The sequence below is a fragment of the Aeromonas sp. R6-1 genome, assembly GCF_040908165.1.
In the GTDB taxonomy this organism is placed as follows: Bacteria; Pseudomonadota; Gammaproteobacteria; order Enterobacterales; family Aeromonadaceae; genus Aeromonas; species Aeromonas caviae.
This window is the reverse complement of the sequence record NZ_JBFODF010000015.1, coordinates 172,827-198,549: the sequence shown is the minus strand read 5'-3', so window position 1 is coordinate 198,549 and position 25,723 is coordinate 172,827. Positions and strand designations below refer to the sequence as shown.

Sequence of the window (25,723 nt, the reverse complement as noted above, 5' to 3'; positions counted from 1 at the left end):
ATGTCTTTGAATGACGAAATGCACAGCGTCGAGGAACTGCTCGACACCGCCCTCGAACTCTTCATGGAGCTGGCCTCCGACAACCTGCCCGAGCAGGAGATCGTCCGCTTCAATCAGGAGTTCAACGACCGCGGCCTGCTGGCGGAGACCGATCCCGCCGACGACTGGGCGGCCGACGTGGGATTTGAGGTGAGCGACGCCGACTATGCCGAGATCTGGGTCGGCCTTGGCAACGAACAAGAAGAGTACGAGCACCTGTTTGCCCGCATGCTGCTCTCCCGCCGCGTCGACGAGAAGTTCTGCCACATCGAATGGCTGCCCCAATAATTCCGGATCCCGATGATCCTGGCCACTATGACTGGGACGGCGGGCCCGAGCCCGTGAGGCCTTCGCGGAGACGGCGACTGCTGGGCTGGCTCGGCAAGCTGCTGCTGGCCGCCTTTGCGAGCACCATCGTCTCGGTCGCGCTGCTGCGCTTCATCGACCCTCCCATGTGGACCTGGCGCCTCGAACGCGCCCTGTTTCCCCCTGCCAAGGTGGCCGAGGTGAAGCACGACTGGGTGCCGCTTGAGCAGATTTCCCGGGAGCTGCAACTGGCGGTGATCGCCGCCGAGGATCAGCGCTTTGCCGAACATCACGGCTTTGACATGGACGCCATCAGCTCGGCCCTCAGGCACAACCAGCAAAGCGGGCGGGTGCGCGGTGCCAGCACCCTCAGCCAGCAGACCGCCAAGAACCTCTTCATGTGGAGCGATCGCAGCTTCCTGCGCAAGGGGATAGAGGCCTGGTTCACCCTGTTGATGGAGCTGGGCTGGGACAAGTCCCGCATTCTCGAGGTGTATCTCAACATCGTGGAGTTCGGACCCGGCATCTATGGCGCCGAGGCGGCCGCCAGGCACTACTTCGGCAAACCGGCGATACGCCTCACCCGTTACGAGGCCTCCCTGCTCGCCGCCGCCCTGCCCAATCCTTGGCGTTATCGGGTCAAGCCCCCCTCACCCTATGTGCAACAGCGCTCGGCCTGGATCCGTCGTCAGATGGGTCAACTCGGCCAAGTCACCCTGAACCGGGTCCACGGCACAGAGTAGCGCCATCCAGCGGATCAGAGGCGGGCCCCAGATGGCCGCCGACGGTTTCCCGATGAAGGGGCAGATAGTGCCACCACCAGGTTTCGCGCCGCCGCTTGATCTGCCTTCTGTACTGTCGTCGCTTCATCTTGCCAGGCCGCCCCGTCACGCCGCCCCTGCTGGCGGCTCTGTTAACCTTATCCCCTGATCCCGCCATTTGACAGCACGGCGTCACCGCCCCCGGGCTGGCTGCCCATCCCAATACTTGTTAAAGTGGCGAACCTGGACGTATCTGGAGTGATTTCATGGAACAACGTAGCCCGGATCAGCTGGTCGAGTGGGCCTATGATCAGTTTCTGGAGCAGGCCGCCGACATGCTGGCCCCCGAACAAATCGTCGACATCACCCTCGAGTTCGAGCAACGTGGCGCGGTGGAGGCAACCCTGCCCAATGCCGACTGGTCGACCGAACTCGGCGAGCCGGTGGACATGGCACGTTGGGCCGAGGTCTGGGTCGGCTTGCTGGATCATCAGGACGAGTTCGAGGTGATCTACGCCACCTTCCTGCTCCCCCGGGATCAGAGCGAGCACGACGTGCATATCCGCTGGCACCGCCAGCAACAGGCATAAGAAAAGGCGCCCCAGGCGCCTTTTTCGTTTTTTGCGATGCCCGAGTCAGGGACGTGCCGCGATGGCCTTGGCCAGACAGCGGCGACACCAGCAGGCGCTGGCATCGCTCATAGGCAACGCGGGAAGCTGGTTGCACCAGCAGCGCTCGATGGGTTCCCCCGCCGATACGGCGCAGAACGCCGGCTCGCCGCAGCCCGGGCAGGCATGGGTGCTCTTCGAGCCATCGAGCTCGGCCATGCGGGCCAGCTGGGCCTCGCTGTCCATGGTGGACCACTGGCCTATCTCGGTCAGGGTGCGGCCACAACCGAGGCAGAGCCCCTCTTTGGCCCGGCAGTCACCGATGCAGGGACTCGGCAACTTATTCGTCCCCTGCCGGCGTGTCGGAGCCCACGAGGCGGATGCTGTGCTCCTCGATGACGATCTTGCCCTGTTTGTAGAGGCCGCCAATCGCTTTCTTGAAGGTGCCCTTGCTCATGCTGAACATCTTGTAGATGACGTCAGGATCGCTCTTGTCTCCCACCGCAAGGCTGCCCCCCTGCTTTTGCAGGCGCAGCAGGATGCGCGCACCGGCGTCATCCATCCGGGCCAGCCCCGGCTTTTGCAGGGTCAGGTCCAGCTTGCCATCTTCGCGCACCTGCTTGACCCAGGCGGTCAGCGGTCGGCCCGTCATCACGCGGCCGAACACCTCGTTCTTGAACAGCATGCCGGCGTACTGGCCATTGACCACGGCCTTGATGCCAAGGGGGGTGTGTTCCCCCGGCAGCACCGTCACCTCGTCACCGCTCTTCAAAGGAGGGTCGATGCGCAGGAAGCGCTCCAGACGGCTGGTACCGACCATGCGCCCTTCGTTGTCCAGCATCAGGTGCACCAGATAGACATGGCCCACCTGCATCGGCTTGTTCTGCTCGCGGCTTGGAACGAAGAGATCCTTCTTCATGCCCCAGTCGAGGAAGGCACCAATCTTGTTGGCGTTGACCACCTTGAGACCGACGATGTCCCCCACCATGGCGAAGGGTTTGTCGGTGGTGATCACCGGCTCGCAATCCGCATCCAGATAGAGGAAGACGGACACCTCGCTCTCCTCGGCGACGCCTTCCGGCAACTGGCGCCTGGGCAGCAGCAGCTCGCCGTATTCCCCCGCCGCCAGCCAGGCGCCGCGCTCCTCGATCTCGACGACGGTCAGGGTGTTCATCTTGCCAATCTGTAACATGGTGATCTCTTCTTTCAATATCCGGATGGGCCCATCTCATGGAAGACCCGTCATATAGAGGTGCATCGCCGCCGTCAGATGAGAGAGGACGGGGCCGATTTATGTCATGCAGGCGCGCATGTTACCCCAGAGCGGCAGCAGGACCTAGCCCCTCCCCCCTGTGTCTGACCTCTTTTCCCGCTCCCGGGCGGCCAGATTGACGATATTAGCAGCATTCAGTTTCCCCTTTGCTGCAAATAACCCCACTTTTAGGTAGACTTCGCGGCCGTCAAATCCAGAGGAAGCGTCGATGAACCCAGCCACTCGTACCCGTCATCTCAATCAATGGATCCAGACCCACAGCCAGCAGGAGATGAGTTACCCCGCCCTGCACGGCTTCCTGTGCGCCCGTCTGACGGGGCCCGTTGCCCCCGACTGGCAAGATCCGCTGGCCGGCCTGCTGCCTCATGATGCAGCGCTGGACGAGAAGAGTGCCGAGGCGCTGCATCACCTGATCGCCGAGCTGGAAGCCCAGGCCGACGACGCGCAGCTGGCCCTGCCGAGCCAGTGTCGCCTCTCTACCGACAACCCGGAGCAGGTGTTTGACAAGCGCCATCCTCTGGGCCAATGGAGCTATGGCTTCAGTCAGGGGGTGGCCTGCTGGCCGGCGCCGACCGACCTGAACGATCCGGCGACCCGCCATCGCTTCAGCCTGGTGGCCGAGCTCTGCCTGTTTCGCGACAAGCCCATGGCCATGATGCTGCACCAGGCTGCGGCCAGCGAGCTCCCCTTCCTCGATTTTTGCAAGCGTCAACGCCAGCAGATGAAGACGGCCCTCAACCTCCTGCTCGGCCAGGATCACTACGAGGCCGAGCCTGAAGAGAGCCCGTCCCTGGACAACGAGCAGACTCGCCAGTGGCAGCAGTGGTTCGAGCTGGCGGCAGAGAGCCGCGATCCCCTCCCTCGCCTTGGCTGGTTCGAGCGCATCATTGCCGATGCCAACCTCCTGTTCGATGAGGCATTCTGGCAAGCCCACGCGGGCCATGGCTGGCAGGTCCCCGAGGCACGCCCTCTGATCGCGGCCAGGGCCGGTCGAGCCGATTGCCTGCTGCGACTTGGGCAGCTTGGGCAGGCTCGGGATGAGTACCTGGCCCTGCTCGCACTCTGCCGCGCCGACGAGCCCGCTTGCCGCCACCCCCTCTCCACCCTCTATGCCTGGCAAGGGGAGTGGGATGCCCTGCAACAACTGCTGGTGCGCTTTGATGAAGCCTCCTGCTGGCTGCTCTACAACAAGGCCTTGATGAGCTTTGTCTGCGAAGGGGAAGCGGCGGCGCGCCCTCATCTGGCGGCGGCAATGGGGGTCAATCCCCATGTGCCCGCCACTTTGCTGGGCCAGCGCCGCTTGCCCAAGCAGGAGCCTCGCCGCTGGCAGGGAGGCAGCCGTGACGAGGCGGCGCTCTACGCCTTGCAGAGTCGCGAGGCCTGGCTGACCCACAACGCCTTGATATGGCTGCGAAAGAGTGCGGGCAAGCAGGCCAGTTGAGACCCCAATTGCCGATTCGATGACAGAACACGTGCGCAAACGCACATTTTTCTGGTGACTGGTCAGACAAATGCCCCTGTGTTACGTATCATCAAGGCCAAAGTATCAAGAGAAACTGCACCCGATGCAGCCGCCACAGCAGGATGTCATATGTCGAAGATCATTGAGCTGCTCGCGCACTACCCTCCTTATCAGCTGGTTCACGCCGCTGAGATGGTGCGCGATACCTTTGAACAGTTTTATCAGCAGCGGTACCAACTCACCGTGCCCCAGTGGCGCCTGATGATGGTGCTCGGCCCCCACTACCCCATCAGCCAGAAGGAGCTGGTGGAGGCGAGCGGCATGGACAAGGTACGGATCTCCCGCGAGATCCATCGTCTGGTGGAGAAAGGCATCCTGTTCACCGAGAACAGCGTGCAGGACAAGCGCATCAGCCTGGTCTCCTTCACCCCGGCGGGGCTCACCCTGTTCCAGCAGCTCAAGACGGAAGCGGGAAGCTGGCAGCACACCCTCACCGACTATCTGCCGGCCGAGGCGCGCCAGAGCATTCGCCTGCACCTGCAGAGCGTCAGCGATGCCATCGAACAACTTCACCTGCTGGACAACGAGCAACCCTCATGAAGCTGAACAACTTTGCCACCATGGATGTCAACATGCTGCTGAGCCTGGTCAACATGCAGCTGCGTGATCACTACGAGGATCTCGATGATCTCTGCCGGGCGCAGGATCTCGATCAAGAGGCCCTGATTGCCAGACTGGCCAGTGGCGATTTTCACTATCAGGAAGATCAGAAGCAGTTCAGATAGGGATCCGGATCACAACCCGACCCATGCCGCTGGCTCCGTCGGCAAAAGCTGCTAAGGTGGTGGCTACCCGGTCAGTTGATCTTCGCAAGAGGTATGGATACATCTTGTTGTCACAGACCGCGGTTAGCCTCTCGTTCACCACCCGCAGCCAAGGATGACCCATGATGCGCCTCATTCGACCAATCAGCCTGATCACCCTCTGCACATTGCTGGTGATCAGCCTCTTCCTCCCCCAGGTCCCCAGCAGCGCCGAGCAGTGGCTCACCACCCTGCTGCTGGCCTCCCTGGTGGCGGTCTTTCTGATGGTCGGCAGCGGCTGTCGCCACTTCCTGCGCGAATAACGACGCCAGAGCGTGATGCCTGCGCAAAAACAACAACGCAGCCCGAGGGCTGCGTTGTTGTTTCAGGATACTGGGGGCCCAGGCCCCGAGTCGCATCAGTAAGCCAGGGTTTCCAGCTGCTCCTTGGCCTGCTCGATCCCCTTGGCTTGCGCCTCCGGACCCATGCCCATGCCTTCGGCATAGATGAAGTCCACTTCGTTGATGCCGATGAAGCCCAGCACGGTACGCATGTAGGGGGTCACCAGGTCGGTGGCATTGCCCACGTGCATGCCGCCACGGGGGCTGACCACCAGGGCGCGGGTGTTCTCCACCAGGCCGACCGGACCGGTTTCGGTGTAACGGAAGGTCACGCCGGCACGGGCCACCAGATCGATCCAGTTTTTCAGCTGGGTCGGGATGTTGAAGTTGTACATGGGGGCCGCGATGATCACCAGATCGCTCGCCTTGAGCTCGGCGACCAGCTCGTCGGACTGGGCCAGCACCGCTTGCTGACGCTCGTTCAGGTTCTCGCCACCACGCAGGCCCATGGCCAGCTCGCCGTCCAGCACCGGCAGGTTCAGGGTCGCCAGATCGCGTACCTGGATGGTGTCACCCTGGCGCTCGGCCAGGTAGCCGTCGATCAGGGCGTTGGATTGGGAATACTGGCCCAGGATGCTGGACTTCAGAACGAGGATATTGGCCATGGTGAAACTCCATTTGATTGTCAATTGAACAGCCAGGCTGTCGATGGAGGTCACTATAAAGACTGGCATTAAAGCCTGATAGCGAAAATAGATGCTCAAGTCATTCAAAAAATTTGATGTCTGTGCATTTCCTCGACAGAGAGGGGCTCATCAAACTCCGCACCCTTGGCATGACAAACGATTGCCGTTATGATCCGCCGCACTTTTTGTACGTGATCCGGATCTCATGACCTCCTCCCGCAGGCACTCCCCCTTTGCCGGCGCCGTCTGGATGATGGTGGCAGGCCTCTGCTTCGCCGCCGTCAACAGCCTGAGCCAGTATGTCAGCTTCACGCTCGGCCTCCCCTCGACCCAGGTCGCCTTTCACCAATATCTGATCGCCCTGGTCTGCCTGCTGCCCTGGCTGGTGCGCCACGGTCTGCGCCAGTCCCTGATGACGAACCAGCTGCGCCTGCACCTGCTGCGGGTCGCCCTTGCGGTGACCGGCATCCAGTTCTGGCTCTGGGCACTGGCGGTCCCCGTCCCCATCTGGCAGGGGATCGCGCTCTTGATGACCTCCCCCCTGTTTGCCACCCTGGGATCAGCCCTCTTTCTCAAAGAGCAGGTGAGCCGGGCCCGCATTCTCGCGACCCTGGCGGGGTTTGTGGGCGCCATGCTGATCCTGGCCCCCTGGACCGACGACTTCACCCTGGCCTCCCTGCTGCCGGTGGCGGCCGCCCTCTTCTGGGCAGGCTACTCCTTGCTGGTGCGCTATCAGGCGGCCAGCGAGTCGTCCCACACCATCGTCGTCTACCTGCTCGTCTTCAGCACCCCGTTCAACGCCATGCTGGCGATCCCTGAATGGCAGTGGCCGAGCGAAACCCAGTGGCTGCTGGTGGCCTCCTCGGGCGTACTGTCGGCACTGGCCCAGATGTCCATCGCCCGCGCCTACAGCGTGGCGGAGGCCTCCTTCGTGCAACCTTTTGATTTTGCCAAGCTGCCCATGAACGTGCTGGCCGGCTGGCTGGTATTTGGCTGGGCGCCCCCCGGTCGCTTGTGGCTGGGGGCGGCCATCATCATCGGCGCCATCACCCTGCTCACCCATCTGGAGCAGCGCGCCCACCCACCCACTTCCTGAGGTACGCCATGCGTGCCTCTTTTTTTGCTCACCCGGATCAGCCCTGCTGACCACCGACCTCAGGAGAGATCAGATGTTTGGAACCGCCACCCGCCCCACTGCGACCCGCGCCCTGCTGCTGGGATCAGGCGAACTCGGCAAGGAGGTCGCCATCGAGCTGCAGCGGCTCGGTATCGAGGTGATCGCCGCCGACCGCTATGCCAACGCCCCCGCCATGCAGGTGGCCCACCAGGCCCGCGTGCTGGACATGCTGGATGGTGCCGCCCTGCGCGCCCTGGTGGCCGAGGTCAAGCCCGACCTCATCATCCCCGAGATTGAAGCCATCGCCACCGACACCCTGGCCGCTCTCGAGCAGGAAGGGGTCAAGGTGGTGCCCAATGCCCGCGCCACCCAGCTCACCATGAACCGGGAGGGGATCCGTCGCCTCGCCGCCGAAACCCTGGGGCTGCCCACCTCTGCCTACCGCTTTGCCCAGAGCAAGGAGGAGTTTGTGGCCGCCGTCGAGGCCATCGGCCTCCCCTGCGTGGTCAAACCGGTGATGAGCTCCTCCGGCAAGGGGCAGAGCCTGCTGCGCGATCTCGCCAGGCTGGATGAAAGCTGGACCTATGCCCAGGAGGGGGGCCGTGCCGGTCGTGGCAAGGTGATTGTCGAAGGCTTCGTTCCTTTCGAGTACGAGATCACCCTGCTCACGGTGCGCGCCGTCGATGGCATCCACTTCTGCGAGCCTATCGGCCATCGTCAGGAGGATGGCGACTACCGCGAATCCTGGCAGCCCCAGGCCATGAGCGAGCTGGCCCTGGCCCGCTCCAAGGAGGTGGCGGCCAAGGTGGTCGAAGCCCTTGGCGGCTACGGTCTGTTCGGGGTCGAGCTCTTCATCAGGGGTGACAAGGTGTGGTTCAGCGAAGTCTCCCCCCGCCCCCACGACACCGGCATGGTGACCCTGATCTCCCAGGATCTCTCCGAGTTCGCCCTGCACGTGCGCGCCATCCTGGGGCTGCCCGTCGGCACCATCACCCAGTACGGCCCGAGCGCCTCTGCCGTGGTGCTGCGGGAAGGCCACAGCCAGGATATCCGCTATCAGGGGATTGGCGAGGCACTGGCCCTGGTGCCGGGTGCCCAGTTGCGTCTCTTTGGCAAGCCGGAGATCGCAGGTCGTCGTCGCCTCGGGGTGGCGCTCGCCCGTGGGCAGGATTGCCAGGAAGCCGTGGAGCAGGCCAAGACGGTGGCAGCCCGGGTAGAAGTACTGTTCTAGGCAATCCGCTTTACCACGCAAAAACAAACGTTTATCTGCGTGATCCGGCGCAAGGGGCAGGTGACTGCCCCTTTCCCATTGAAGCACCGGGCTTATAATCCCCCCTTCACCTATGTCAGGAGTACAAGATGTTAACTGCCGTGATCTTCGATATGGATGGTGTTCTGATCGACTCGGAACCCTTCTGGCAACGGGCACAGATGGCCGTCTTCGCCGAACTGGGCCACTTCCACACCGAGGAGGACTGCAACTCCACCATAGGGGTGCGCATCGATCAGCTGGTGGCCCACTGGTACCGGATCCGCCCCTGGAGCAGCCCCAGCCAGGAAGAGGTGGTACAGCGCATTCTGGATCAGGTGATCGCGCTCATCCTGCAAGAGGGGCAGCCCAAGGCCGGGGTGCTGGAAGCCCTCGACCTCATCGAGGCCCAAGGGCTCAAGATCGGGCTCGCCACCTCCTCCCCGTTTGCCATGGTCGAGGCGGTGCTCGGCAAACTCGGCATCCAGGACCGTTTCATGGCGGTCCACTCCGCCGAGGTGGAGCGCTTTGGCAAACCCCACCCGGATGTCTATATCCACGCCGCCGAGAAGCTCGGCGTCGAGCCTGTGCACTGTCTCGCCATCGAGGACAGCTTCACCGGCCTGCTGGCGGCCAAGGCAGCCTCCATGACGGCGCTGATCGTGCCGGACCCGGCGCTGGTCGGCGATCCCCGTCTGGCCATCGCCAACCACGAGCTGCGCTCTCTTGCCGAGCTGAACGCAGAGATGCTGGCCGGCTGGGTCAAGTAGGCAACACGGACTGACCTCCTGCCTCCCTTGAGCCCGCTCATAAACGTGCGCTTGCTCGCGGTTGCGCCGCCTTGTGGCGACTAGAATCAGCAGGAGCACAGAGACGGCCCACGGGCCCGAGGAGGTCACCATGATCGAATACACCAGCAAGCGTATCGTCTGCCCCCACTGCGGCCACCACACCCGGGTCGAGCTGGATGCCAGCCAGGGGGATCAGGAGTTCTACGAAGATTGCATGGCCTGCTGCAACCCCATCCATCTGCGGCTGCACCGGGATGAAGCCCGCGACTGCCTGCAACTCTTCGTGGATGCCGACGACGAGCAGCTGTTCTGAATCCCCCTGTCCAGACACAGACAAAAACAAACGGGACCCTGTGGGTCCCGTTTGTTCTGGTGCCATCGTCAGGCTGGATCACGCCTCCCTCAAGCACGCCGCCTTCGCCGACGTCATGGTCGGAACAAACTCCACCACCTGATAATCGGCCGCCTCTGCCTGCTTGAAGGGATCCTCTGCCAGCATCGCCTCCAGGGCGTCTCGGCTCACTCCCTGCGCCAGTATGACGCCCCCGACTCGGGGTACCCGACGCCCGGATGCCAGAAAATGGCCTGCGGCATACTGCCGCTCCAGCCACGCAATGTGGGCCGGGATCAGGGCATCGATCTCCGCCAGCGGTTTCACATAGGTCAATGTCACGACAAACATAGGGAAGTCTCCAAGGCTCTGGGGCGGCGCCTCTTCCACAGGAGGGCGCCTTTTCCGTGATGCCGCCCTCCTCTTCGTACCCTGGGGGCAGCGCTCAGGTGGTTACTGGCGCGCCGCCAGCACCCGCTCCACCGTGTCGACGATGGCCTGGGTCTGGGGGTCAATCTCGATGTTGGTCCGCCAGCCGGCCTTGACCCAGCCCAGGTTGGTGCGGGCCAGGGTCTCGGGGATCAGGTTGACGCAGAACTCGCTGGCGCGCACCTCGCCCACGGTGAGGCTGATGCCGTCGATGCCGATGTAGCCCTTGGTCAGCACGTACTTCATGAGCGCAGGATCGAGGCGATACCACACCTGGCGGTTGTTGGGGGTGTCGATGACCGAGGTCACCTCGGCCGTGCCCATGATGTGGCCGGACATGGCATGGCCGCCAATCTCGTCCCCAAAGCGGGCGGCCCGCTCCACGTTGACCTTGTCACCCACCACCAGCTGCCCAAGGTTGGTGAGGCGCAGAGTCTCCTGCATCAGATCGAAGCTGACCAGGTCCCCCTCCACCCGGGTGACGGTCAGGCAGCAGCCGTTGTGGGCCACCGAGGCCCCCAGGGCCAGCCCCTCGCCCCAGGCCGGGCTCGGCATGCGGATCACGTGGGTGCGAAAATTGGGCAGTGAATCGATGGCCACCAGTTCGGCGGTCCCTTGTACGATGCCGGTGAACATGAGTCTCTCCAGGCTGTGAAAATTGTCGGCAGGTTACCCCCGGGCACCTTGCAAGACAAGGGTGCCGGCTGACAAGGAGAGGCGCGATCGCTATAGTGACCCCAATCAATCCAGACTGAATGAGGAAACAAAAATGCAGGTATATCAATGCTGTGAAGCCATTCGCATCGCCTACAACCAGATTGGCTCCGGCGAGCAGGGTTATGTGCCCCAGGCCATTGCCGCCAGCATACGGGCGCTCAACGCCGTGGCCTCCGACGAGCGGGTACCGGCGGATCTGCGCGAGCAGGCGGCCTATGCCGCGGCCAACCTGCTGATCAGCGATCACGAAGACGCCTGATCCCGGCTACAAATCTGCCGCCGACCTTCCCCGTTGGCGGTTTTTCAGGCTAAAATGACACCCCCGCATTTTGTCTCCTCAGGACGAGGAGGCAAAAGCCCATCTCTCTTGCCCGCTCTTTCTCTTTTATCTGATCCACTCGGAGGTGTCAGTGCAACGTTATTGGTCCGAGGCGAAGCAGCTCGTTCGTCTAGCCAGCCCCATTCTGGTCGCCCAGGTGGCCCAGATCGCCATGAACTTCGTCGATACCGTGATGGCGGGACAGGTGAGCGCCGTGGATCTTGCCGCCGTGTCGGTGGCGTCCAGCTTCTGGTTGCCGATCATCTTGCTGGTGCAGGGCATCATCATGGCCCTCACTCCCATCGTTTCCCAGCTCAACGGCGCCCGCAAGCAGGACGAGGTACGCCCCGCCGTGCACCAGGGCTTCTGGCTCGCCCTCATCGTCACGCCCATCGCCATGGTAGCACTCTACTTCAGCCCCCTGGCACTGCAATTCATGGACGTGGATCCCGTCATGGCGGCCAAGACTGCCGGCTACCTGCACGCCATCCTGTGGGGCCTGCCCGCCTTCGTGATGTTCCAGGTGCTGCGCAACTTCAGTGAGGGGCTCTCCCACACCATGCCGACCATGGTGATCGGTTTCGTGGGGCTTGCGGTCAACATCCCCGCCAACTACATCTTCATTCACGGCCACTTCGGCATGCCGAAACTCGGCGGCGTCGGCTGCGGCGTGGCCACTGCCATCGTGCTCTGGGCCATGCTGCTGGCGATGATCGTCTATGTGAAGTGCTCTGCCCACTTCAAGCGCATCAACCTGTTCGCCCAGCTGGCACGCCCCAACGGCAGCCGGATCTGGCGCCTGTTCCGCCTGGGGTTCCCCATCGCCATGGCCATCTTCTGCGAGGTGACCCTGTTTACCGTGGTGGCCCTGATGCTGGCCCCCTTCGGCGCGGAGACGGTGGCGAGTCACCAGATTGCGCTCAACTTCTCCAGCCTGGTCTTCATGCTGCCCCTCTCCATCGGTGTCGGCGTGACCATCCGGGTCGGTCACAACATAGGGGAAGGTCAACCGGATCAGGCCAGGGTCGCCGCCCGCACCGGCCTGATGCTGGGCATGGGCGTCGCCGCCGCGACCGCCGCCCTCACCGTGCTGCTGCGCGACCCCATCGCGGGGATCTACACCGACGACCTGCAGGTGATCGGCCTCGCCGCCACCCTGCTCTTCTTCGCCGCCATCTACCAGATCTCCGATTCGGTGCAGGTGGTGGCCGCGGCAGCCCTGCGCGGTTACAAGGATACCCAGGCCATCTTCTACGTCACCATCGTCGCCTATTGGGGGCTGGGTCTGCCCACCGGCATGATCCTGGGGCTGACCGACTGGGTGGTACCGCGCATGGGCCCGCAGGGATTCTGGATAGGCTTCATCGTCGGTCTCACCTCCGCCGCCCTCATGCTGGGCGCACGGCTGCGCGTCATCTACGGCCGCTTCGCCAGCCCCGCGGCCTGCACCGCCCTCTCCCGGGCGCAATAGGGCGCGGCCAGGGGCACGGGGAGCCGCACTTTTGGGGCGGCTCGCCTGTAAAATCAACAGGCTGCACAAGAACTGGGCAAACAGTCTCCTTTGTGCATGTCCCTTGTTGACAGCCTTGGGGGCCATGGGTAGTATGCCGACCACGCCAGCAGTGCTGGCGGGATAAAACGGGTCTTCAGCCCGGTTTATGAAGTGGGTTTATAGCTCAGTTGGTTAGAGCACTACCTTGACATGGTAGGGGTCGTTGGTTCGAATCCAATTAAACCCACCACTTTTCGTGATGCGTCCTTAGCTCAGCTGGTTAGAGCACCACCTTGACATGGTGGGGGTCGGTGGTTCGAATCCACTAGGACGCACCATCACGAAACCCTGTTATGCGTCCTTAGCTCAGCTGGTTAGAGCATCACCTTGACATGGTGGGGGTCGGTGGTTCGAATCCACTAGGACGCACCATAACAGTTTGAATAAATTGCAGATATGAATTTGATGTGGGTTTATAGCTCAGTTGGTTAGAGCACTACCTTGACATGGTAGGGGTCGTTGGTTCGAATCCAATTAAACCCACCACTCCCCTGCAATGACACACAAAGTCGCCTTGCGCACCCTGCGTCCTTAGCTCAGCTGGTTAGAGCATCACCTTGACATGGTGGGGGTCGGTGGTTCGAATCCACTAGGACGCACCAGATTTGAAAAGCCCGCTTGATAGCGGGCTTTTTGCATTGCCCGGCTCTGACACCCGCTCTCCCCCGTCCTCTGCCTCCCTCTGGCCCGCGGGCCGCCATTGTTCTGCCATGGCCGCCGCGTTTACCTCGCGTTGTCAGAAGAGATCGAGCTGCTGGCCGCAGATCCGCTCGAACGACTCCCCCACAAAGGGAAGGATGGCGTCGGCGATGGGCCTGAGCTGCTTGTCGATGTAGTGCTCGTAGTCGACGGCGCTGCGCCGGTACTCCAAAGGCTCGGGGCCGTTCAGGGTCATCAGGTAGGCGATGGTGCCCCTGTGCTGATAGCGCTGGGGCAGGCCGCGGCGCAGATTCTCCTCGTCCGCCAGGCGCGCCGCCCGCACATGGGGCGGCACGTTCTTCTGATACTCCTCGAGTTTCTGGCGCAGCCGCTTGCGGTAGATGAGCAGATCGTCGTGACGGCCGGCCCGGGTCTCGTCCACCATGGTGCGCACATAGCTGCTGGGATCCTGGTCGTGGAATACCATTTCGTAGAGCCGGGTCTGGAATGCCTTGGCAAGGGGGGTCCAGTCGGTGCGCACCGTCTCCAGCCCCTTGAACACCAGGTGCTCCCCTTCCCCTTCGCCCACCAGTCCCGCATAGCGTTTCTTGCTCCCCTTCTCCAGCCCGCGAATGGTGGGCATCAGGAAACGGCGGTAGTGGGTCTCGTACTGGATCTCCAGATGGCTCGGCAGGTCGAACTCCCGCCTGATCAGCGCGGCCCAGTTGTCGTTGATCATCTTCGCCAGTCGCTGGCCAATCTCGTCCGCCTGTTCGAGACGGATATCGCTCCCCAGGTGCACGAAGGTGGAATCGGTATCCCCATAGATCACCTCGAACCCTTCTGCCTCTATCCATTCCCGGGTCTGCTGCATGATGCCGTGGCCCCGCAAGGTGATGGAGGAGGCGAGCCTCGGGTCGTAGAAGCGGCAGCCCCCCGACCCCAGCACCCCGTAGAAGGAGTTCATGATGATCTTGATGGCCTGGGAGAGGGCCTTGTTACTGGCGGCCTTGGCCCGATCCCGCGCCGCCCAGAGGGTGGCGATGAGATCCGGCAGGAAGTGACGGGTTCGGGAGAACAGGGCGCCGCGAAAGCCTGGAATGGCGTTATCCGGGTGTTTGAGCCCCTCCACCAGCCCCATGGGGTCGATGCAGAAGGTGCGGATGATGCTGGGATAGAGGCTCTTGAAGTCGAGCACCAGCACGTGGCGATAGAGCCCCGGCTTGGAGTCCATCACATAGCCGCCGGGGCTGGCGAGCCCGCCGTCTGCCGGCAGGTTGGGCGCCACATAGCCACCGCGGTGCAGCCGTGGCAGATAGAGGTTGGTGAACGCCGCCACCGACCCCCCAACCCGGTCGAGCTCGAGACCGGTGAGGGAGGCGCGCTCGATGGCGAAGGGGATGAGGTGGCAGAAATCGAAGATCTCCCACACCAGCCTGCAATCTTCCAGGTTGTAGCGGGCCAGCGCCTCCTTGTCGGAGTGGAACAGCTCGGTGATCTTCTCCCCCCGGTTGGCCACGTCCTCGATGTCCTTGCCCCGCCCGAGCAGCTCGCTTGCCACCGCATCCAGGCTGTAGCTCGGGAACTGCCAGGTGGCGCTCTTGAGGGTATCGATGCCGTCCAGCACCATGCGCCCCGGGATGATGACGTTGCCGCTCTGGGGGTCGTTTCGGGACGAGCGCCAGAAGCAGAGCTCCCGCCCGCGCCCGAGCCGCAGCCGCCGCTTGTGGAGTTCGGCGCGGCGCAGCAGCAGGCGAAAGTCGAAATTCACCACGTTCCAGCCGATGACGAGATCGGGATCGTGCAGGCTGAACCAGCCCTCCAGGGCACCGAGCAGGGCAGGCTCGTCCGCCACCCACTCGACGGGGGTCTCCCAGTCCTGCGAGTCCGGCTCCGGGGCACCAATCATGATGACCCGCGCGTCCTCTTCGCTATGGAGCCCCACCGAGAAGAGGGTGCCATCCATGGCGCACTCCACGTCCAGGGAGACCCAGGAGAGGGTCGGCGTCACCGCCTGCGGCGCACAGCGCGCCTCGTTTACCTCCCAGTAACCCTGCCTGCCCCCCTTTCGCCTCGCCTTGCCGTCAAAGCGCATCCCGGCGGTGATGAAGCGCTCCATGAGAAAGCGCTCGGGCAGGCGGATATCCGCCTCGAAGTGCTCCAAACCACGGATGAGCAGCAGCTCGATGGCGCGGTGAAAGGCGCTCAGGGTAGCAAAGTAGCAGCCCACCACCCGGCTCCCCTCGAAGGTGTGCATGGGGAGGCGGCGAAAACGCCCCCTCACCCCGGCCCCCTTGAAGAGCTCGGCCGCCTCCTCCAGGTGGCGTTCCGGCAGGAAGAAGACCGGCTCCTGCCCCGGCACCACCACCCGTACCGGTCCCTGTGCGCTCCAGAGCCACATCACGATCTCGGTACGCCCCTGCACATCCCGACCATGGCGGGTCAGGATGAAGCCGTCGAGCGGCGGGGTCACGGGAGGGAGGGGCTGGATGTCGGTCATGCAGGTGGTCGGGCTCAAGAGTGGGATGGGACTATTGTACGTTCATACAGTACCCGGCTGCAATTGCCGGGCTGGGCCCTCAGGGCAGGCGCTGTGCCCCGTCTTTGCCATCCGGCGCCGGATTGGGGCATAGTAACCTCGGCATCACTCACCGGCACCGGGCGAGACGGCATGTCCGTCCCCCTGCAGACGCTGCAACCTGCGCCCGCGTGCGCCAACCTTTTCCTCGACAAGGAGCACCCCATGACACAACAGTGGCAACGCATTGCCTCCCGCCTCACCGATGTGGGCGGCATCCCGGTGGCTCGCGCCATCCCGGTCAAGGAGCGGCGCACCATAGGGCCCTGGTGTTTTCTCGATCATATCGGCCCGACCCGCTTTGCCCCCGGCGCCCCCGGCATGGATGTGGGGCCCCACCCCCACATCGCCCTGCAGACCTTCACCTGGATGCTGGAGGGGGAGATCCTCCACCGGGACAGCCTGGGCAGCAAGCAGGTGATCCGTCCGGGCCAGGTGAACCTGATGACCGCAGGACGGGGCATCGCCCACACCGAGGAGTCGGTCCCGAACCAGCCCGATCTGCACGCCGCCCAGCTCTGGATAGCCCTGCCCGAGGCGGATCAGCATACCCCGCCACGCTTCGATCACTACCCGACGCTCCCCCGCTGGCAGCAAGGGGAGATCACCCTCACCCTGCTCATCGGTGAGCACGGCAGCCAGCGCGCCCCCACCCTGCACTTCTCCCCGATTCTGGGGCTGGATCTGCACGCCCCCGAGGGAGGCGAGATCACCCTCCCCCTGGATCCCGCCTTCGAGCACGGCCTCTTTCCCCTCGCGGGGGAGACCATCGTCGCAGGGGAGGTCCTGGCCCCGGAGCAGCTGCTCTACCTGCCCCCCGGCAACCGGGAGGTGGCGCTGACTCTGCGCCCGGGCGCCCGGCTGCTGCTCATCGGCGGCGAGCCCCTGCCCAGACCGCTGCAGATCTGGTGGAACTTCGTGAACGTCGACAAGGAGGCCATTCGCACCGCCGCCGCCGACTGGGAGAGCGGTCATCCGCGCTTTGGCGAGGTGACGGGTTACCAGGGGCCCCGTCTCAAGGCGCCGCCCCTGACCGGGCTCTGAGCCAGGGTTCCAAAACAAAAGAGCGCCCATGGCGCTCTTGTTGATTGGAATGAAGGCCCGTCAGGACCCCTCTTCCTGCTCCGCCTGCAACCTGGCCCGGCGGGCCATGGCCTCTTCCTGGGCACTCTCTATCTCGTGCAGCACGCCATCCAGATCGATGGCCTCCCGGCTCTCTTCGAACAGGCCGGTGAGCTCGGTCTCGGGGCCCAGCTTGCCATCCTCGAACAAGGACCACATCTCCCGGGCATACCGGGTCTTGAGCAGCTCGGGGGCATACATGCCGTAGTAGTTGCGCATGTTGTCGACATCCCGCTCCAGCATGGCCCTGGCCTGGTTGTTGGCGGCAGCATCCACCACCTGGGGCAGGTCGATGATGACGGGCCCCTCTTCGTCCACCAGCACGTTGAACTCCGAGAGATCCCCGTGAATGAGGCCAGCGCAGAGCATGCGCACCACGTAGCGGATCACCTTGCCATGATCCACCAAAGCCTGCTCACGGGTCAGGGCCACGTCGTTGAGACGGGGGGCGACGTTGCCGTCGGCGTCGGTGATGAGCTCCATCAGCAGCACGCCATCGAGGCAGACATAGGGCCTGGGCACCCGCACCCCGGCCGCCGCCAGCTTGAACAGGGCATCCACCTCGGTGTTCTGCCACACCTCTTCGTGCTGCTTGCGACCGTACTTGGAGCCCTTCTCCATGGCGCGGGCATCGCGGCTGCTGCGCACTCGCCGCCCTTCCTGATAGACCACGGCCTGCTTGAAGCTGCGCTTTGACGCCTCTTTGTAGACCTTGGCGCAGCGGATCTCGTCGCCGCAGCGCACCACATAGACGTCGGCCTCTTTGCCGCTCATCAGCCGGCTGATGACATCGTCCACCAGGCCGTCATCAACCAGAGGTTGGATTCGATTTGGAATTTTCATGACCGCCCTTTTACCCTATTTGCACCTTGTTTGCACCTGTTTGCTGGTGGCCTGCCACCCCTGTCAGAAACGGCCCGCAAGGGGGTCGTGTCGATCAAGGTTCCGGTGGCAGCCCCTGGCGGATGCGGCGGATCCCCGCCTCGTAGAGACCGTCCTCGCCCTGATCGTGCTCCTGGGTTTCGAAGATCTTGAGAAACCACATGTACTGCTCGGGGAAGCGGCCAAGCTGCTGCTCTACCATGCGGTTCATCTGGTTGACGTCCGCCACCAGATCCGCGGTGGGATAAGGATCGAACGGCGCCTCGATCTCCAGCCGGTAGCACCCCTCGTCCTCGTCGTAGCAGGCCAGAATGGGCACGGCGCGGGCACCTGTCAGCTTCACCAGCTTGGGCAGGGCCGGCAGGGTCGCCTTGGGGTGGTTGAAGAAGGGCACGAAGAGGCTCGCCTCCCGGCCGTGATCCTGATCCGGCAGATAGAAGAAGCTGTCGCCGCTGCGCAGGGCCTTGATGGCGGGCTTGATGCCGACGCTGCGCTCGTAGATACGCCCGCCCTTGCTGCGCTCGCGGTTAATGTACCAGTCGAACACCGCATCCTTGGGGCTTTTCATCATGGTGCACATCTTGATCCCCTGGAGGGGGAAGTAGCGGCCAATCATGTCCACCGCCCAGGTGTGGGGCACCACGAAGATCATGGGGCGACCGGCTGCCCGCTCCGCCTCCACGTGCTCCCAGCCGCTCACCTTGACGCGCCCCTTGAGGAAGTCGGGGCTGCGCCAGGTCAGCTCGCCAAAGCCCAGGAAGGTCTTGAGCCCCACCCGGATGGATTTCAGCAGCAGGGCCTGACGGCCCGCCTCGTCGAGATGGGGGAAGCAGATCTTGAGGTTGGTGTCGGCGATGTAGGCCTGCTTCCTGGAGACGCGCAGCAGCAGGGGGGCCAGGTAGTCGGCCAGCTTGTCCCGTGCCCTTGCCGGCACCCAGGCCAGCAGGGAGAGCAGGGCGACGGCCAGCCAGCTGCCCCACAGACGGGGGTGCAGCAGGCGCGGATGAAAAGAGGTATCAAACACCGGATCTTGTGCGGACATGGTCGCCATCGAATCATCAAAACAGACCGTCATTTTAGTGATCCTGACAGCTTTTTCTACCCTGCCCTGCACAGCGCCCTCGCGCCAAGTCACTGATCAGACAAGTTAGAAATAAAAAGTGGCCCGCTTGGGGCCACATTTTTGCACCGGGTGAGCGCAAGGCTCAGGGGTGAGGAGCAAGGCCCCGGCGGATGCGCCGGATCCCCTCTTCGTAGAGGCCATCCGGCCCCACCTGATCCTCACGGGTGTCGAAGATCTTGAGGAACCACATGTACTGGCCCGGGTGGCGGCAGAGCTGGCGCTCCACGCTGTCGTTCATGCGGCAGGTATCCGCCATCAGATCCCCGCTCGGGTAGTCGGCGTAGGGAGCCTCGACCTCCAACCGGTAGCCGTGCGCCTGCTCGTCATAGCAGGCCAGCACCGGCAGGGCCCGGGCACCGGTCAGCTTCACCAGCCGTGGCAGGGCCGGCAACGTCGCCTTGGGGTGGTTGAAGAAGGGGGCGAACAGGCTCGCCTCCCGGCCGTGATCCTGATCCGGCAGATAGAAGAAGCTCAGACCGGATTTCACCGCCTTGATCACCGGCTTGATGCCGGCGCTGCGCTCATAGACGCGGCAGCCGTGCCGGGCCCGCGCGCCGTTGATGTGCCAGTCGAACACCGGGTTGCGGGCGCTCTTCATCATGGTGCACATGGGCAGGCCCCGCTGGGCGAAGTAGTAGCCCGCCGCGTCGATGGGCCAGCTGTGGGGCACCACCAGGATCACCGGTCGGCCAGCGGCCTGCTCCGCCTCGATATGTTCCCAGCCGCGGACCTGGATCCGCCCCATCACGTGGGCGGGGCTGCGCCAGGTGAACTCGCCAAAGCCCAGCAGGCTCTTGAGGCCGACCCGGATGGAGGTCATCAGGATGGCCTCCCGCTCGGCCTCGCTCTTCTCCTTGAAGCAGATGGCGAGGTTGGTCCTGGCGATGTAGATCTGCTTCTTCGAGATGGCGCATACCAGGGGCGTCAGAGCATCGGCCAGGCGATCCCGCCAGCGCGGGGGCACGAAGGCGAACACACCGATGGCGCCGAGGGCGAGCCAGCTCAACCAGTAACGGGGGTGCAGCAGACGAGGCTGGAATCGGGCGTCAAACACGGGATCAGATGAGGACATGGGGCACGACAAAACAGTGGGAAGATAAAGTGGCGCGCATCGTGACAGGTATTACCAGTTAACGCCAACTGAATGTCGCCTGTATGGGCAACTATTTAAGCCACTTCACGGATTGACAAAATTAATCTGCTTCATTTGATTCCCCTCTGTGTCACTGCATCACGAACGGCAGACCCCGCACGGGCGGGGTCGATGACAAGGGGGGATGAAAACCTTGTGCCTAGCGGCGTGCGGGCTGCCCCGGCAGGTCATCCTGCACCGCCGGCAGGAAGAACATCAGGTAACGCAGGGCCACGTAACCCACCACCAGGGTGGCCACCCCCAGCTCCAGATAGGCCAGCTGATGGAGCTGCTCGGCATAGCGGGCCGCCTGTGGCCACTGCGACAGCAGGTGACTCACCTTGAACAGGGCGGTGGCCCCGATCACCAGGGGGAAGGTGAAAGCGGCGTAACCCGGCGAGAACGGCAGGCGCAGCAGTTTGATGAAGGCCAGGTAGATGATGCCGGTCATCAGCACGGCGATTCCGAGCAGCACCGCCACCAGCAGCAGGGAGGGATCCTGGCTCACGGTGAGGTAGCCGGCCAGCGACAGGCTCGCCGGGGCGGCCAGGATGGCGATGGTGGGCTTGGCGGCATCCGGCACCTCGTGGCTGAAGATGAGGCGATAGAGCATCAGCGGCAGCATCAGGCCGTAGCAGGCCATGCCGAACCAGAGCAGGCCGGTGGCCAGGGATGCGAAGGGACCGCCCGGGTAGGCCACGTCAGCCACGATGATCCCCACCGGCGGCACAAACCAGCTCGGCACCATGTGATGGATTTCGAACGCTCTGGCCCTGTGCCAGACGAAGGTCGCGAGGAAGACGAGGTGGATGATGACCGCAAACAGCCAGAGCCCCTGCCCCAGGGTCGGGGCGAGCAGGCCGACCGCCTTGGAGACCACCATGGTCCCCATGGCGTAGGTAGGCACCACGCTGCCCACCACGGGATGGGCGAGATCCTGCCACAGCAGGCGCGGGTGGATCAGAAACTTGAAGGTCAGGACGAGGAGCAGCACGGCGGCGATGGCGGCCCCCAGCAGTTGCAGACGGCCATCGAACTGACCGGCATTTTCCCAGCACCAGCCGAGGCTGGCGATCCCCAGAGCCAGACCGGCCATGGGGGTCGGGGCGGCGGCCAGGGAGCGGCGGGTTCTTGCGATCATGGCGAATACCCTCTTGATGATGACGATGGGCATAGGATAAAGGGGGTCTATCGTTTACGATATCTAAATGAATTGAACTTAGCGTTTAGGAAAATCAAACGATATGAAGCTCACCCTGCAACAACTCAAGGTGTTTGCCACCATCGCCCGCCACGGCAACCTGGGGGGCGCCGCCAATGAACTCTGCCTGAGCAAGGGGGCCGTCTCCCAGTCGCTGCAGGAGCTGGAGCGCCAGCTCGCCACGCCCCTGTTCGACCGGGTGCACCCGAGGCTCCAGCTCAACAGCGAGGGGCGCCTGCTGCAACCGGCCGCCGAGGAGCTGCTGACCCGGATGCAGGAGATAGAACAGCTCTTCAGCCCCGATGCCGAGCCAAGCGGCCAGCTGCACCTCGGGGCCAGCCAGACCATCGGCAACTACCTGCTGCCCGCCCTGCTGGCGGAGGGGGCCCAGGAGCTGGGGGCCGCCCCCAGGGTCACCATCGCCAACACCCACCTCCTGTGCCATGCCCTCGCCCACTTCGAGCTGGATCTCGCCCTCATCGAGGGGGAGAACCACCACCCGGATCTGGTGAGCGAACCCTGGCTGGAGGACGAGATGCTCATCATCGCCGCCCCCGGTCACCCCCTGGCGGATCAGCTCGAGCTGCCCCTGCGCCGGCTTGCCGGGGAAACCTGGGTGCTGCGCGAGGCGCAATCCGGCAGCCGCGAGCAGTTCGAGCAGCAGCTCCAGCCCCACCTGCCCCGCTGGCAGGCGGGGATAGAGCTCAATACCCTGGAGGCGGTGATGCTGGCGGTGGAGAAGGGGCTCGGTATCTCCTTCATCTCCCGCCTCGCGGTGGCGGACCGACTGGCACAGGGGCGCCTGGTGGCCCTCACCCCGAGTCGCCGCTTCCCCCGCCAGCTCTCCCTTGTCTGGCACAAGCAGAAGTTCCACTCCGCCGCCCTGCGCCGCTTCCTGGCCTTCTGCCGCGCCCAGACCCTGGCGTGAGAAGCCCTTCGGATGCAACAAGGGCGCCATTGGCACCCTTGTCGTTCAGCCGATACTCCCCTCGGCCCTCAGCCCTTCCCCGGCCTCAGCCGGCGAGTCCCCCTTCAATCCAGCCGAGCACCTGCCGGGTCACGGCCTGGGGCACCCAGGGGGAGTCCAGCAGCCGGTGGCGCAGGCAATCGGCAAAGTGATCCGCCTCGTGCTGCATGCCGCCCCCCTCCACCGGCAGATAGATGTCCGCCGGCCAGATGACGGGGGCAGGCCCCCCTTGCCAGCGAATGTGCTGGGGATTCCACCACTTGCCCTCGATGACCAGGCGCCACCCCTCCCCGGACAAGGACGCTTCCCGCTCGAGATCCTCGATGATGGAGGCCCCGAGTTCGGCCCGAAACGGCTCATCGAACGTGAAGCTGGCGGCGAGATCCACCTCCCCCGGAGCCCGCGTCAGCGTCACCTCGGGGGCGGGGCAGCCCAGCCCCAGCCGATGGCAGAGGGCGGCATGGAACCAGAGGGGATAGACCCCCACGTCCCAGGCAGCGCCGCCATCCAGCGCCGGATCGAACAGCTTGCCCACCCTGGGCTGGGCCGAACCGAACGCCGCCCGCAGCTCGCGCGGCGGCGGGAGCAGGGGCAGGCGCTGCAACAGGGCGCGCATGGCGGGGAAGCACATTACCTTCATGGCCTCGAGCAGCAGCAGGCCCCGGGCGTGGGCGAGCGCCACCAGGGCGTCCCAATCCGCCACCCGGGTCACCGCCGGTTTCTCCACTAATACGTGCTTGCCCGCCAGCAGCATCTGCCTCACCAGGCCCGCGTGCTCCGGGTGGATGACCGCCACATAGACGGCCTCCACCTCGGGGCTGGCGGCCAGGGCCTCATAGCTGCCATAGGCGTGGGGCAGCCCCAGATCCCGGGCGAACTCGTCCGCCCGTCCCTGGTCCCGGGCGGCGATGGCCACCACCTCGGCTCCCCTGGCGTGCCCGTTCACATCGCGGCAAAAACGCCGGGCGATGGCCCCCGCCCCGGCAATGCCAAAGCGCAGGGGCGCCCTTGTCTCGTCGTGCATCGTCTCTCCTTGCTACCCAATGGTGGACCCCGGCATCACGCCGGGCGCGGGCTCCCGGCCAGGCTGCGCAGCCAGCTTATCTCCTCGCCCCAGATGGACTCGTCGATGGTCTCGAGGATAAGCGGGATGCCGTCAAAACGGTCGTCGTTCATGATGTGGTGGAACACCGCCTCGCCGAGGTTGCCCTCCCGCAGGCTGTGGTGACGGTCGACCCGACTACCGAAGGTACACTTGGCGCCGTTGATATGCATCCCCTTGAGGTACTCGAACCCCACGATGCGGTCGAAGTCGGCAAACACCGCCTCGCCCCCCTCGGGGGTACGCAGATCGTAACCGGCGGCGAAGGCGTGGCAGGTGTCAAAGCAGACGCCGACCCGACTCTTGTCCTCTACCCCGTCGATGAGGGTGGCCAGGTGCTCGAACGACCAGCCGAGGTTGGTACCCTGGCCGGCGGTATTCTCGATCACCGCCGTCACCCCTTCACTGCGCTCCAGCGCCCAGTTGATGGACTCGCTCACGAGCTTGAGGCTCACCGCCTCGGGGATCTGCTTGAGATGGCTGCCCGGGTGGAAGTTCAGGTAGCACAGCCCCAGTTGCTCGCAGCGCTTCATCTCGTCCAGAAACGCATCCCGGGACTTGGCGAGGGCATCGGGGTCGGGATGACCCAGGTTGATGAGGTAGCTGTCGTGGGGCAGGATCTGCTCGGGGTGGAAGCCCTCCTTCTCGCAGGCGGCCTTGAAGGCGCGAATGCTGGCCTCGGAGAGGGGCGCCGCCTGCCACTGGCGCTGATTCTTGGTAAACAGGGCGAAGGCGTTGGCCCCGATGGCTTTGGCCCGGGCGATGGTGTTTTCCACCCCGCCCGCCGCACTGACGTGGGCTCCGATAAATTTCATCTCATCTCCTGTGCACTGTGACCGGGTGCCAGCCGCGCTGGCCACCGCACCCGTTGCCGGGGCGCCATTATGCCCAAGCCAACCCCTTGCGCCAAACCGGGATTGTCGATGGGGGCAATGAAAAAGGCGCCCGAAGGCGCCCAGGGACACTCTCTTCCCAGCCCTCGCCGGGCCTTCGCACTAGCCGGGAGTGAATTCCACCCGGTTGCGGCCCCGCCGTTTCGCGGCGTAGAGGGCATCATCCGCCCGCTTGAGAAGGGTGCTGAGGGCGCCGTCTTCAGGTGACGAGGATGAATACCCGATGCTCGCGGTCAGCCTGATGGTCTCGCCCTCGTACTCGATCACCTGGGCCTCGATGAGGGCGCGAAGGCGGTCGAGCACGGAAAACGGGGGCTCGCTGTCACCCCCCGTCATGATCATGGCAAATTCCTCTCCCCCGATGCGGGCGAAGATATCCTCCTGCCTCATGTTGCGCTTGACGAGGCTGGCCACCGCCTTCAATGCATGATCCCCGGCGACATGACCATATCGGTCATTGAGACGTTTGAAATGGTCCAGATCCAGAATGGCGATGATAAAAGGGGTGCCCGTCAGCTTGGACAATATCAGCCGCCGTTCTCCCTCATTCATGAAGGCCCGGCGATTGGCGGTCTCCGTCAGATAATCCGTGCAGGCCTGCTGCTCCATGTCGGCGATTTGAAGGTGCAGCTGGATATTGAGGGCCAGCCAGTTCGCCAGACATTGCAATACCATGGCGTGGTCGGCGGTGTAATAGCCCTTCTCGTGGTGGGCGACATTCAGGGTCCCGATACTGACCGTCCCCTGAATCATGGGGGCATCCATGCAGCAGCCCATGCCGTGCCGGGAGAGCATCTCGCAATCGAGATCCGCGGACTGGGCCAGGTCGTCGCATATTCTCAGCATGCCGGTCGAAAATACCCGGCCCACCATGGTCCCTTGAATGGGCACCAGAAAATCCATGGGAATGGCATTGTTGCCCATCACCGAATAGAGCGTCAGGGAGTCTTCATTTTCCTTGATGGTGATGCTGACCCGTTCGGCAGAAAAAAGATGGAATATCCACTTCGCCATCACGTTCAATACATCCTGAAGGGACGCGGCCCTGGTCAGGTCCTGAATAAAGGTGACCGGGATGGTGATTGTCTTGCCGGGCCCCAAGCTGGACAAAAAATCTGGATCAAATATTTTTTCGTTATTGTGATGGTGCATAGCTACCTCGCCCATTTTTATTATTGCCACCCACGCTGTCCGATATGCCGGCCGCCAGGTGTCCAGATATTATTTGCCAGTGCCCCTCTCATGGGTGCCCCAGAGTATAACAACCGGGCTGGTTCTGAAATGCTCCTCATCTGGACCA

The 25,723-nt window shown here is 63.8% G+C and carries 28 protein-coding genes and 5 tRNA genes; 20 read left to right on the top strand and 13 right to left on the bottom strand.

Annotated elements, in window-relative coordinates:
• From AB5Y68_RS03430 to AB5Y68_RS03420, 3 genes are all read left to right on the top strand, one after another.
• Positions 1-327: an HI1450 family dsDNA-mimic protein gene (locus AB5Y68_RS03430; RefSeq protein ID WP_029314491.1), complete on the top strand. Its 327-nt coding sequence runs from the start codon at positions 1-3 to the stop codon at positions 325-327.
• Between the two features lie 53 nt (positions 328-380).
• Entirely contained in the window at positions 381-1,088 is a 708-nt protein-coding gene (gene mtgA, locus AB5Y68_RS03425) for a monofunctional biosynthetic peptidoglycan transglycosylase (protein ID WP_080767838.1), read from the top strand.
• A 284-nt stretch (positions 1,089-1,372) separates the two neighbouring features.
• Positions 1,373-1,696 (top strand): HI1450 family dsDNA-mimic protein, encoded by a 324-nt coding sequence (locus tag AB5Y68_RS03420; protein ID WP_010674643.1) that lies wholly within the window; start codon positions 1,373-1,375, stop codon positions 1,694-1,696.
• Between the two features lie 45 nt (positions 1,697-1,741).
• Here the strand turns inward: AB5Y68_RS03420 and AB5Y68_RS03415 are convergent, their stop codons facing one another.
• Both AB5Y68_RS03415 and AB5Y68_RS03410 read right to left on the bottom strand, forming a co-directional pair.
• Positions 1,742-2,053, bottom strand: coding sequence for a DUF1289 domain-containing protein (locus AB5Y68_RS03415; RefSeq protein ID WP_039039099.1), 312 nt, complete (start codon positions 2,051-2,053; stop codon positions 1,742-1,744).
• 1 nt (position 2,054) lies between these two features.
• Positions 2,055-2,924 carry a S1 RNA-binding domain-containing protein gene (locus AB5Y68_RS03410; RefSeq protein ID WP_039039098.1) on the bottom strand — a complete coding sequence of 290 codons (870 nt, stop codon included), beginning with the start codon at positions 2,922-2,924 and terminating at the stop codon, positions 2,055-2,057.
• A 271-nt stretch (positions 2,925-3,195) separates the two neighbouring features.
• Between AB5Y68_RS03410 and AB5Y68_RS03405 the strand changes: the two genes are divergently transcribed.
• The 4 genes from AB5Y68_RS03405 (at position 3,196) to AB5Y68_RS03390 (ending at position 5,575) form a co-directional block, all read left to right on the top strand.
• Complete coding sequence (locus AB5Y68_RS03405) at positions 3,196-4,428, top strand: UPF0149 family protein (RefSeq protein ID WP_039039097.1); 1,233 nt, start codon at positions 3,196-3,198, stop codon at positions 4,426-4,428.
• 150 nt (positions 4,429-4,578) lie between these two features.
• On the top strand, positions 4,579-5,049 hold the full coding sequence (locus AB5Y68_RS03400) for a MarR family winged helix-turn-helix transcriptional regulator (RefSeq protein ID WP_010674639.1): 471 nt from the start codon (positions 4,579-4,581) through the stop codon (positions 5,047-5,049).
• Positions 5,046-5,234, top strand: a complete 189-nt coding sequence (locus AB5Y68_RS03395; RefSeq protein ID WP_039039096.1) for a DUF4250 domain-containing protein — start codon at positions 5,046-5,048, stop codon at positions 5,232-5,234. The genes AB5Y68_RS03400 and AB5Y68_RS03395 overlap by 4 nt, the downstream gene beginning before the upstream one ends.
• 161 nt (positions 5,235-5,395) lie before the next feature.
• Entirely contained in the window at positions 5,396-5,575 is a 180-nt protein-coding gene (locus AB5Y68_RS03390) for a hypothetical protein (RefSeq protein WP_039039095.1), read from the top strand.
• Between the two features lie 95 nt (positions 5,576-5,670).
• On the opposite strand, the gene AB5Y68_RS03385 is transcribed toward AB5Y68_RS03390, so the two are convergent.
• A complete protein-coding gene (locus AB5Y68_RS03385) occupies positions 5,671-6,258 on the bottom strand; it encodes an FMN-dependent NADH-azoreductase (RefSeq protein ID WP_039039094.1) in 588 nt (195 codons plus the stop codon).
• Between the two features lie 226 nt (positions 6,259-6,484).
• Here AB5Y68_RS03385 and AB5Y68_RS03380 point away from each other — a divergent pair, with 226 nt between their 5' ends.
• The 4 genes from AB5Y68_RS03380 to AB5Y68_RS03365 all read left to right on the top strand — a co-directional run bounded on the left by AB5Y68_RS03380 (position 6,485) and on the right by AB5Y68_RS03365 (position 9,749).
• Positions 6,485-7,375 (top strand): DMT family transporter, encoded by an 891-nt coding sequence (locus AB5Y68_RS03380; protein ID WP_039039093.1) that lies wholly within the window; start codon positions 6,485-6,487, stop codon positions 7,373-7,375.
• Positions 7,376-7,448: 73 nt separating this feature from the next.
• Positions 7,449-8,627 (top strand): formate-dependent phosphoribosylglycinamide formyltransferase, encoded by a 1,179-nt coding sequence (purT, locus tag AB5Y68_RS03375; RefSeq protein WP_039039092.1) that lies wholly within the window; start codon positions 7,449-7,451, stop codon positions 8,625-8,627.
• Positions 8,628-8,755: 128 nt separating this feature from the next.
• Positions 8,756-9,415 (top strand): hexitol phosphatase HxpB, encoded by a 660-nt coding sequence (gene hxpB / locus AB5Y68_RS03370; protein ID WP_010674632.1) that lies wholly within the window; start codon positions 8,756-8,758, stop codon positions 9,413-9,415.
• Between the two features lie 130 nt (positions 9,416-9,545).
• Positions 9,546-9,749, top strand: coding sequence for a CPXCG motif-containing cysteine-rich protein (locus AB5Y68_RS03365; RefSeq protein WP_005336871.1), 204 nt, complete (start codon positions 9,546-9,548; stop codon positions 9,747-9,749).
• 78 nt (positions 9,750-9,827) lie between these two features.
• Here AB5Y68_RS03365 and AB5Y68_RS03360 read toward each other — a convergent pair whose 3' ends face one another.
• Together AB5Y68_RS03360 and AB5Y68_RS03355 are read right to left on the bottom strand one after the other, a co-directional pair.
• On the bottom strand, positions 9,828-10,118 hold the full coding sequence (locus tag AB5Y68_RS03360; protein WP_029314482.1) for a YciI family protein: 291 nt from the start codon (positions 10,116-10,118) through the stop codon (positions 9,828-9,830).
• A 102-nt stretch (positions 10,119-10,220) separates the two neighbouring features.
• Positions 10,221-10,832, bottom strand: a complete 612-nt coding sequence (locus tag AB5Y68_RS03355; protein ID WP_039039091.1) for a riboflavin synthase — start codon at positions 10,830-10,832, stop codon at positions 10,221-10,223.
• Positions 10,833-10,965: 133 nt separating this feature from the next.
• On the opposite strand from AB5Y68_RS03355, the gene AB5Y68_RS03350 reads away from it, so the two are divergent.
• The 7 genes from AB5Y68_RS03350 (at position 10,966) to AB5Y68_RS03320 (ending at position 13,386) form a co-directional block, all read left to right on the top strand.
• Positions 10,966-11,172 carry a YaeP family protein gene (locus AB5Y68_RS03350; RefSeq protein WP_010674629.1) on the top strand — a complete coding sequence of 69 codons (207 nt, stop codon included), beginning with the start codon at positions 10,966-10,968 and terminating at the stop codon, positions 11,170-11,172.
• A 151-nt stretch (positions 11,173-11,323) separates the two neighbouring features.
• Positions 11,324-12,703, top strand: coding sequence for an MATE family efflux transporter (locus AB5Y68_RS03345; protein ID WP_029314480.1), 1,380 nt, complete (start codon positions 11,324-11,326; stop codon positions 12,701-12,703).
• Positions 12,704-12,897: 194 nt separating this feature from the next.
• Positions 12,898-12,974 (top strand) — tRNA-Val (locus tag AB5Y68_RS03340).
• A gap of 11 nt (positions 12,975-12,985) precedes the next feature.
• Positions 12,986-13,062: transfer RNA gene (locus AB5Y68_RS03335), tRNA-Val, on the top strand.
• 17 nt (positions 13,063-13,079) lie between these two features.
• Positions 13,080-13,156: transfer RNA gene (locus AB5Y68_RS03330), tRNA-Val, on the top strand.
• Between the two features lie 37 nt (positions 13,157-13,193).
• Positions 13,194-13,270, top strand: a tRNA-Val gene (locus AB5Y68_RS03325).
• Positions 13,271-13,309: 39 nt separating this feature from the next.
• Positions 13,310-13,386, top strand: a tRNA-Val gene (locus tag AB5Y68_RS03320).
• A gap of 134 nt (positions 13,387-13,520) precedes the next feature.
• Here AB5Y68_RS03320 and AB5Y68_RS03315 read toward each other — a convergent pair.
• Entirely contained in the window at positions 13,521-15,923 is a 2,403-nt protein-coding gene (locus tag AB5Y68_RS03315; RefSeq protein WP_039039090.1) for a DNA polymerase II, read from the bottom strand.
• A 243-nt stretch (positions 15,924-16,166) separates the two neighbouring features.
• Between AB5Y68_RS03315 and AB5Y68_RS03310 the strand changes: the two genes are divergently transcribed.
• Complete coding sequence (locus AB5Y68_RS03310; protein WP_039039089.1) at positions 16,167-17,045, top strand: pirin family protein; 879 nt, start codon at positions 16,167-16,169, stop codon at positions 17,043-17,045.
• A gap of 60 nt (positions 17,046-17,105) precedes the next feature.
• On the opposite strand, the gene AB5Y68_RS03305 is transcribed toward AB5Y68_RS03310, so the two are convergent.
• The 4 genes from AB5Y68_RS03305 to AB5Y68_RS03290 form a co-directional block, all read right to left on the bottom strand.
• Positions 17,106-17,966: a PA4780 family RIO1-like protein kinase gene (locus tag AB5Y68_RS03305; RefSeq protein ID WP_039039088.1), complete on the bottom strand. Its 861-nt coding sequence runs from the start codon at positions 17,964-17,966 to the stop codon at positions 17,106-17,108.
• A gap of 94 nt (positions 17,967-18,060) precedes the next feature.
• Positions 18,061-19,056, bottom strand: a complete 996-nt coding sequence (locus AB5Y68_RS03300; RefSeq protein ID WP_029314477.1) for a lipid A biosynthesis acyltransferase — start codon at positions 19,054-19,056, stop codon at positions 18,061-18,063.
• A 154-nt stretch (positions 19,057-19,210) separates the two neighbouring features.
• Positions 19,211-20,200 carry a lipid A biosynthesis (KDO)2-(lauroyl)-lipid IVA acyltransferase gene (locus tag AB5Y68_RS03295; RefSeq protein ID WP_039039087.1) on the bottom strand — a complete coding sequence of 330 codons (990 nt, stop codon included), beginning with the start codon at positions 20,198-20,200 and terminating at the stop codon, positions 19,211-19,213.
• Between the two features lie 220 nt (positions 20,201-20,420).
• Complete coding sequence (locus tag AB5Y68_RS03290; RefSeq protein ID WP_039039171.1) at positions 20,421-21,401, bottom strand: TDT family transporter; 981 nt, start codon at positions 21,399-21,401, stop codon at positions 20,421-20,423.
• 103 nt (positions 21,402-21,504) lie between these two features.
• Here AB5Y68_RS03290 and AB5Y68_RS03285 point away from each other — a divergent pair, with 103 nt between their 5' ends.
• Positions 21,505-22,389, top strand: a complete 885-nt coding sequence (locus AB5Y68_RS03285; protein ID WP_039039086.1) for a LysR substrate-binding domain-containing protein — start codon at positions 21,505-21,507, stop codon at positions 22,387-22,389.
• A gap of 85 nt (positions 22,390-22,474) precedes the next feature.
• On the opposite strand, the gene AB5Y68_RS03280 is transcribed toward AB5Y68_RS03285, so the two are convergent.
• The 3 genes from AB5Y68_RS03280 to AB5Y68_RS03270 all read right to left on the bottom strand — a co-directional run bounded on the left by AB5Y68_RS03280 (position 22,475) and on the right by AB5Y68_RS03270 (position 25,575).
• Entirely contained in the window at positions 22,475-23,452 is a 978-nt protein-coding gene (locus AB5Y68_RS03280) for a Gfo/Idh/MocA family protein (protein ID WP_368206918.1), read from the bottom strand.
• Positions 23,453-23,487: 35 nt separating this feature from the next.
• Entirely contained in the window at positions 23,488-24,345 is an 858-nt protein-coding gene (nfo, locus tag AB5Y68_RS03275) for a deoxyribonuclease IV (RefSeq protein ID WP_368206917.1), read from the bottom strand.
• Positions 24,346-24,525: 180 nt separating this feature from the next.
• Positions 24,526-25,575 (bottom strand): diguanylate cyclase, encoded by a 1,050-nt coding sequence (locus tag AB5Y68_RS03270; protein ID WP_368206916.1) that lies wholly within the window; start codon positions 25,573-25,575, stop codon positions 24,526-24,528.
• Between the last annotated feature and the right edge of the window lie 148 nt (positions 25,576-25,723).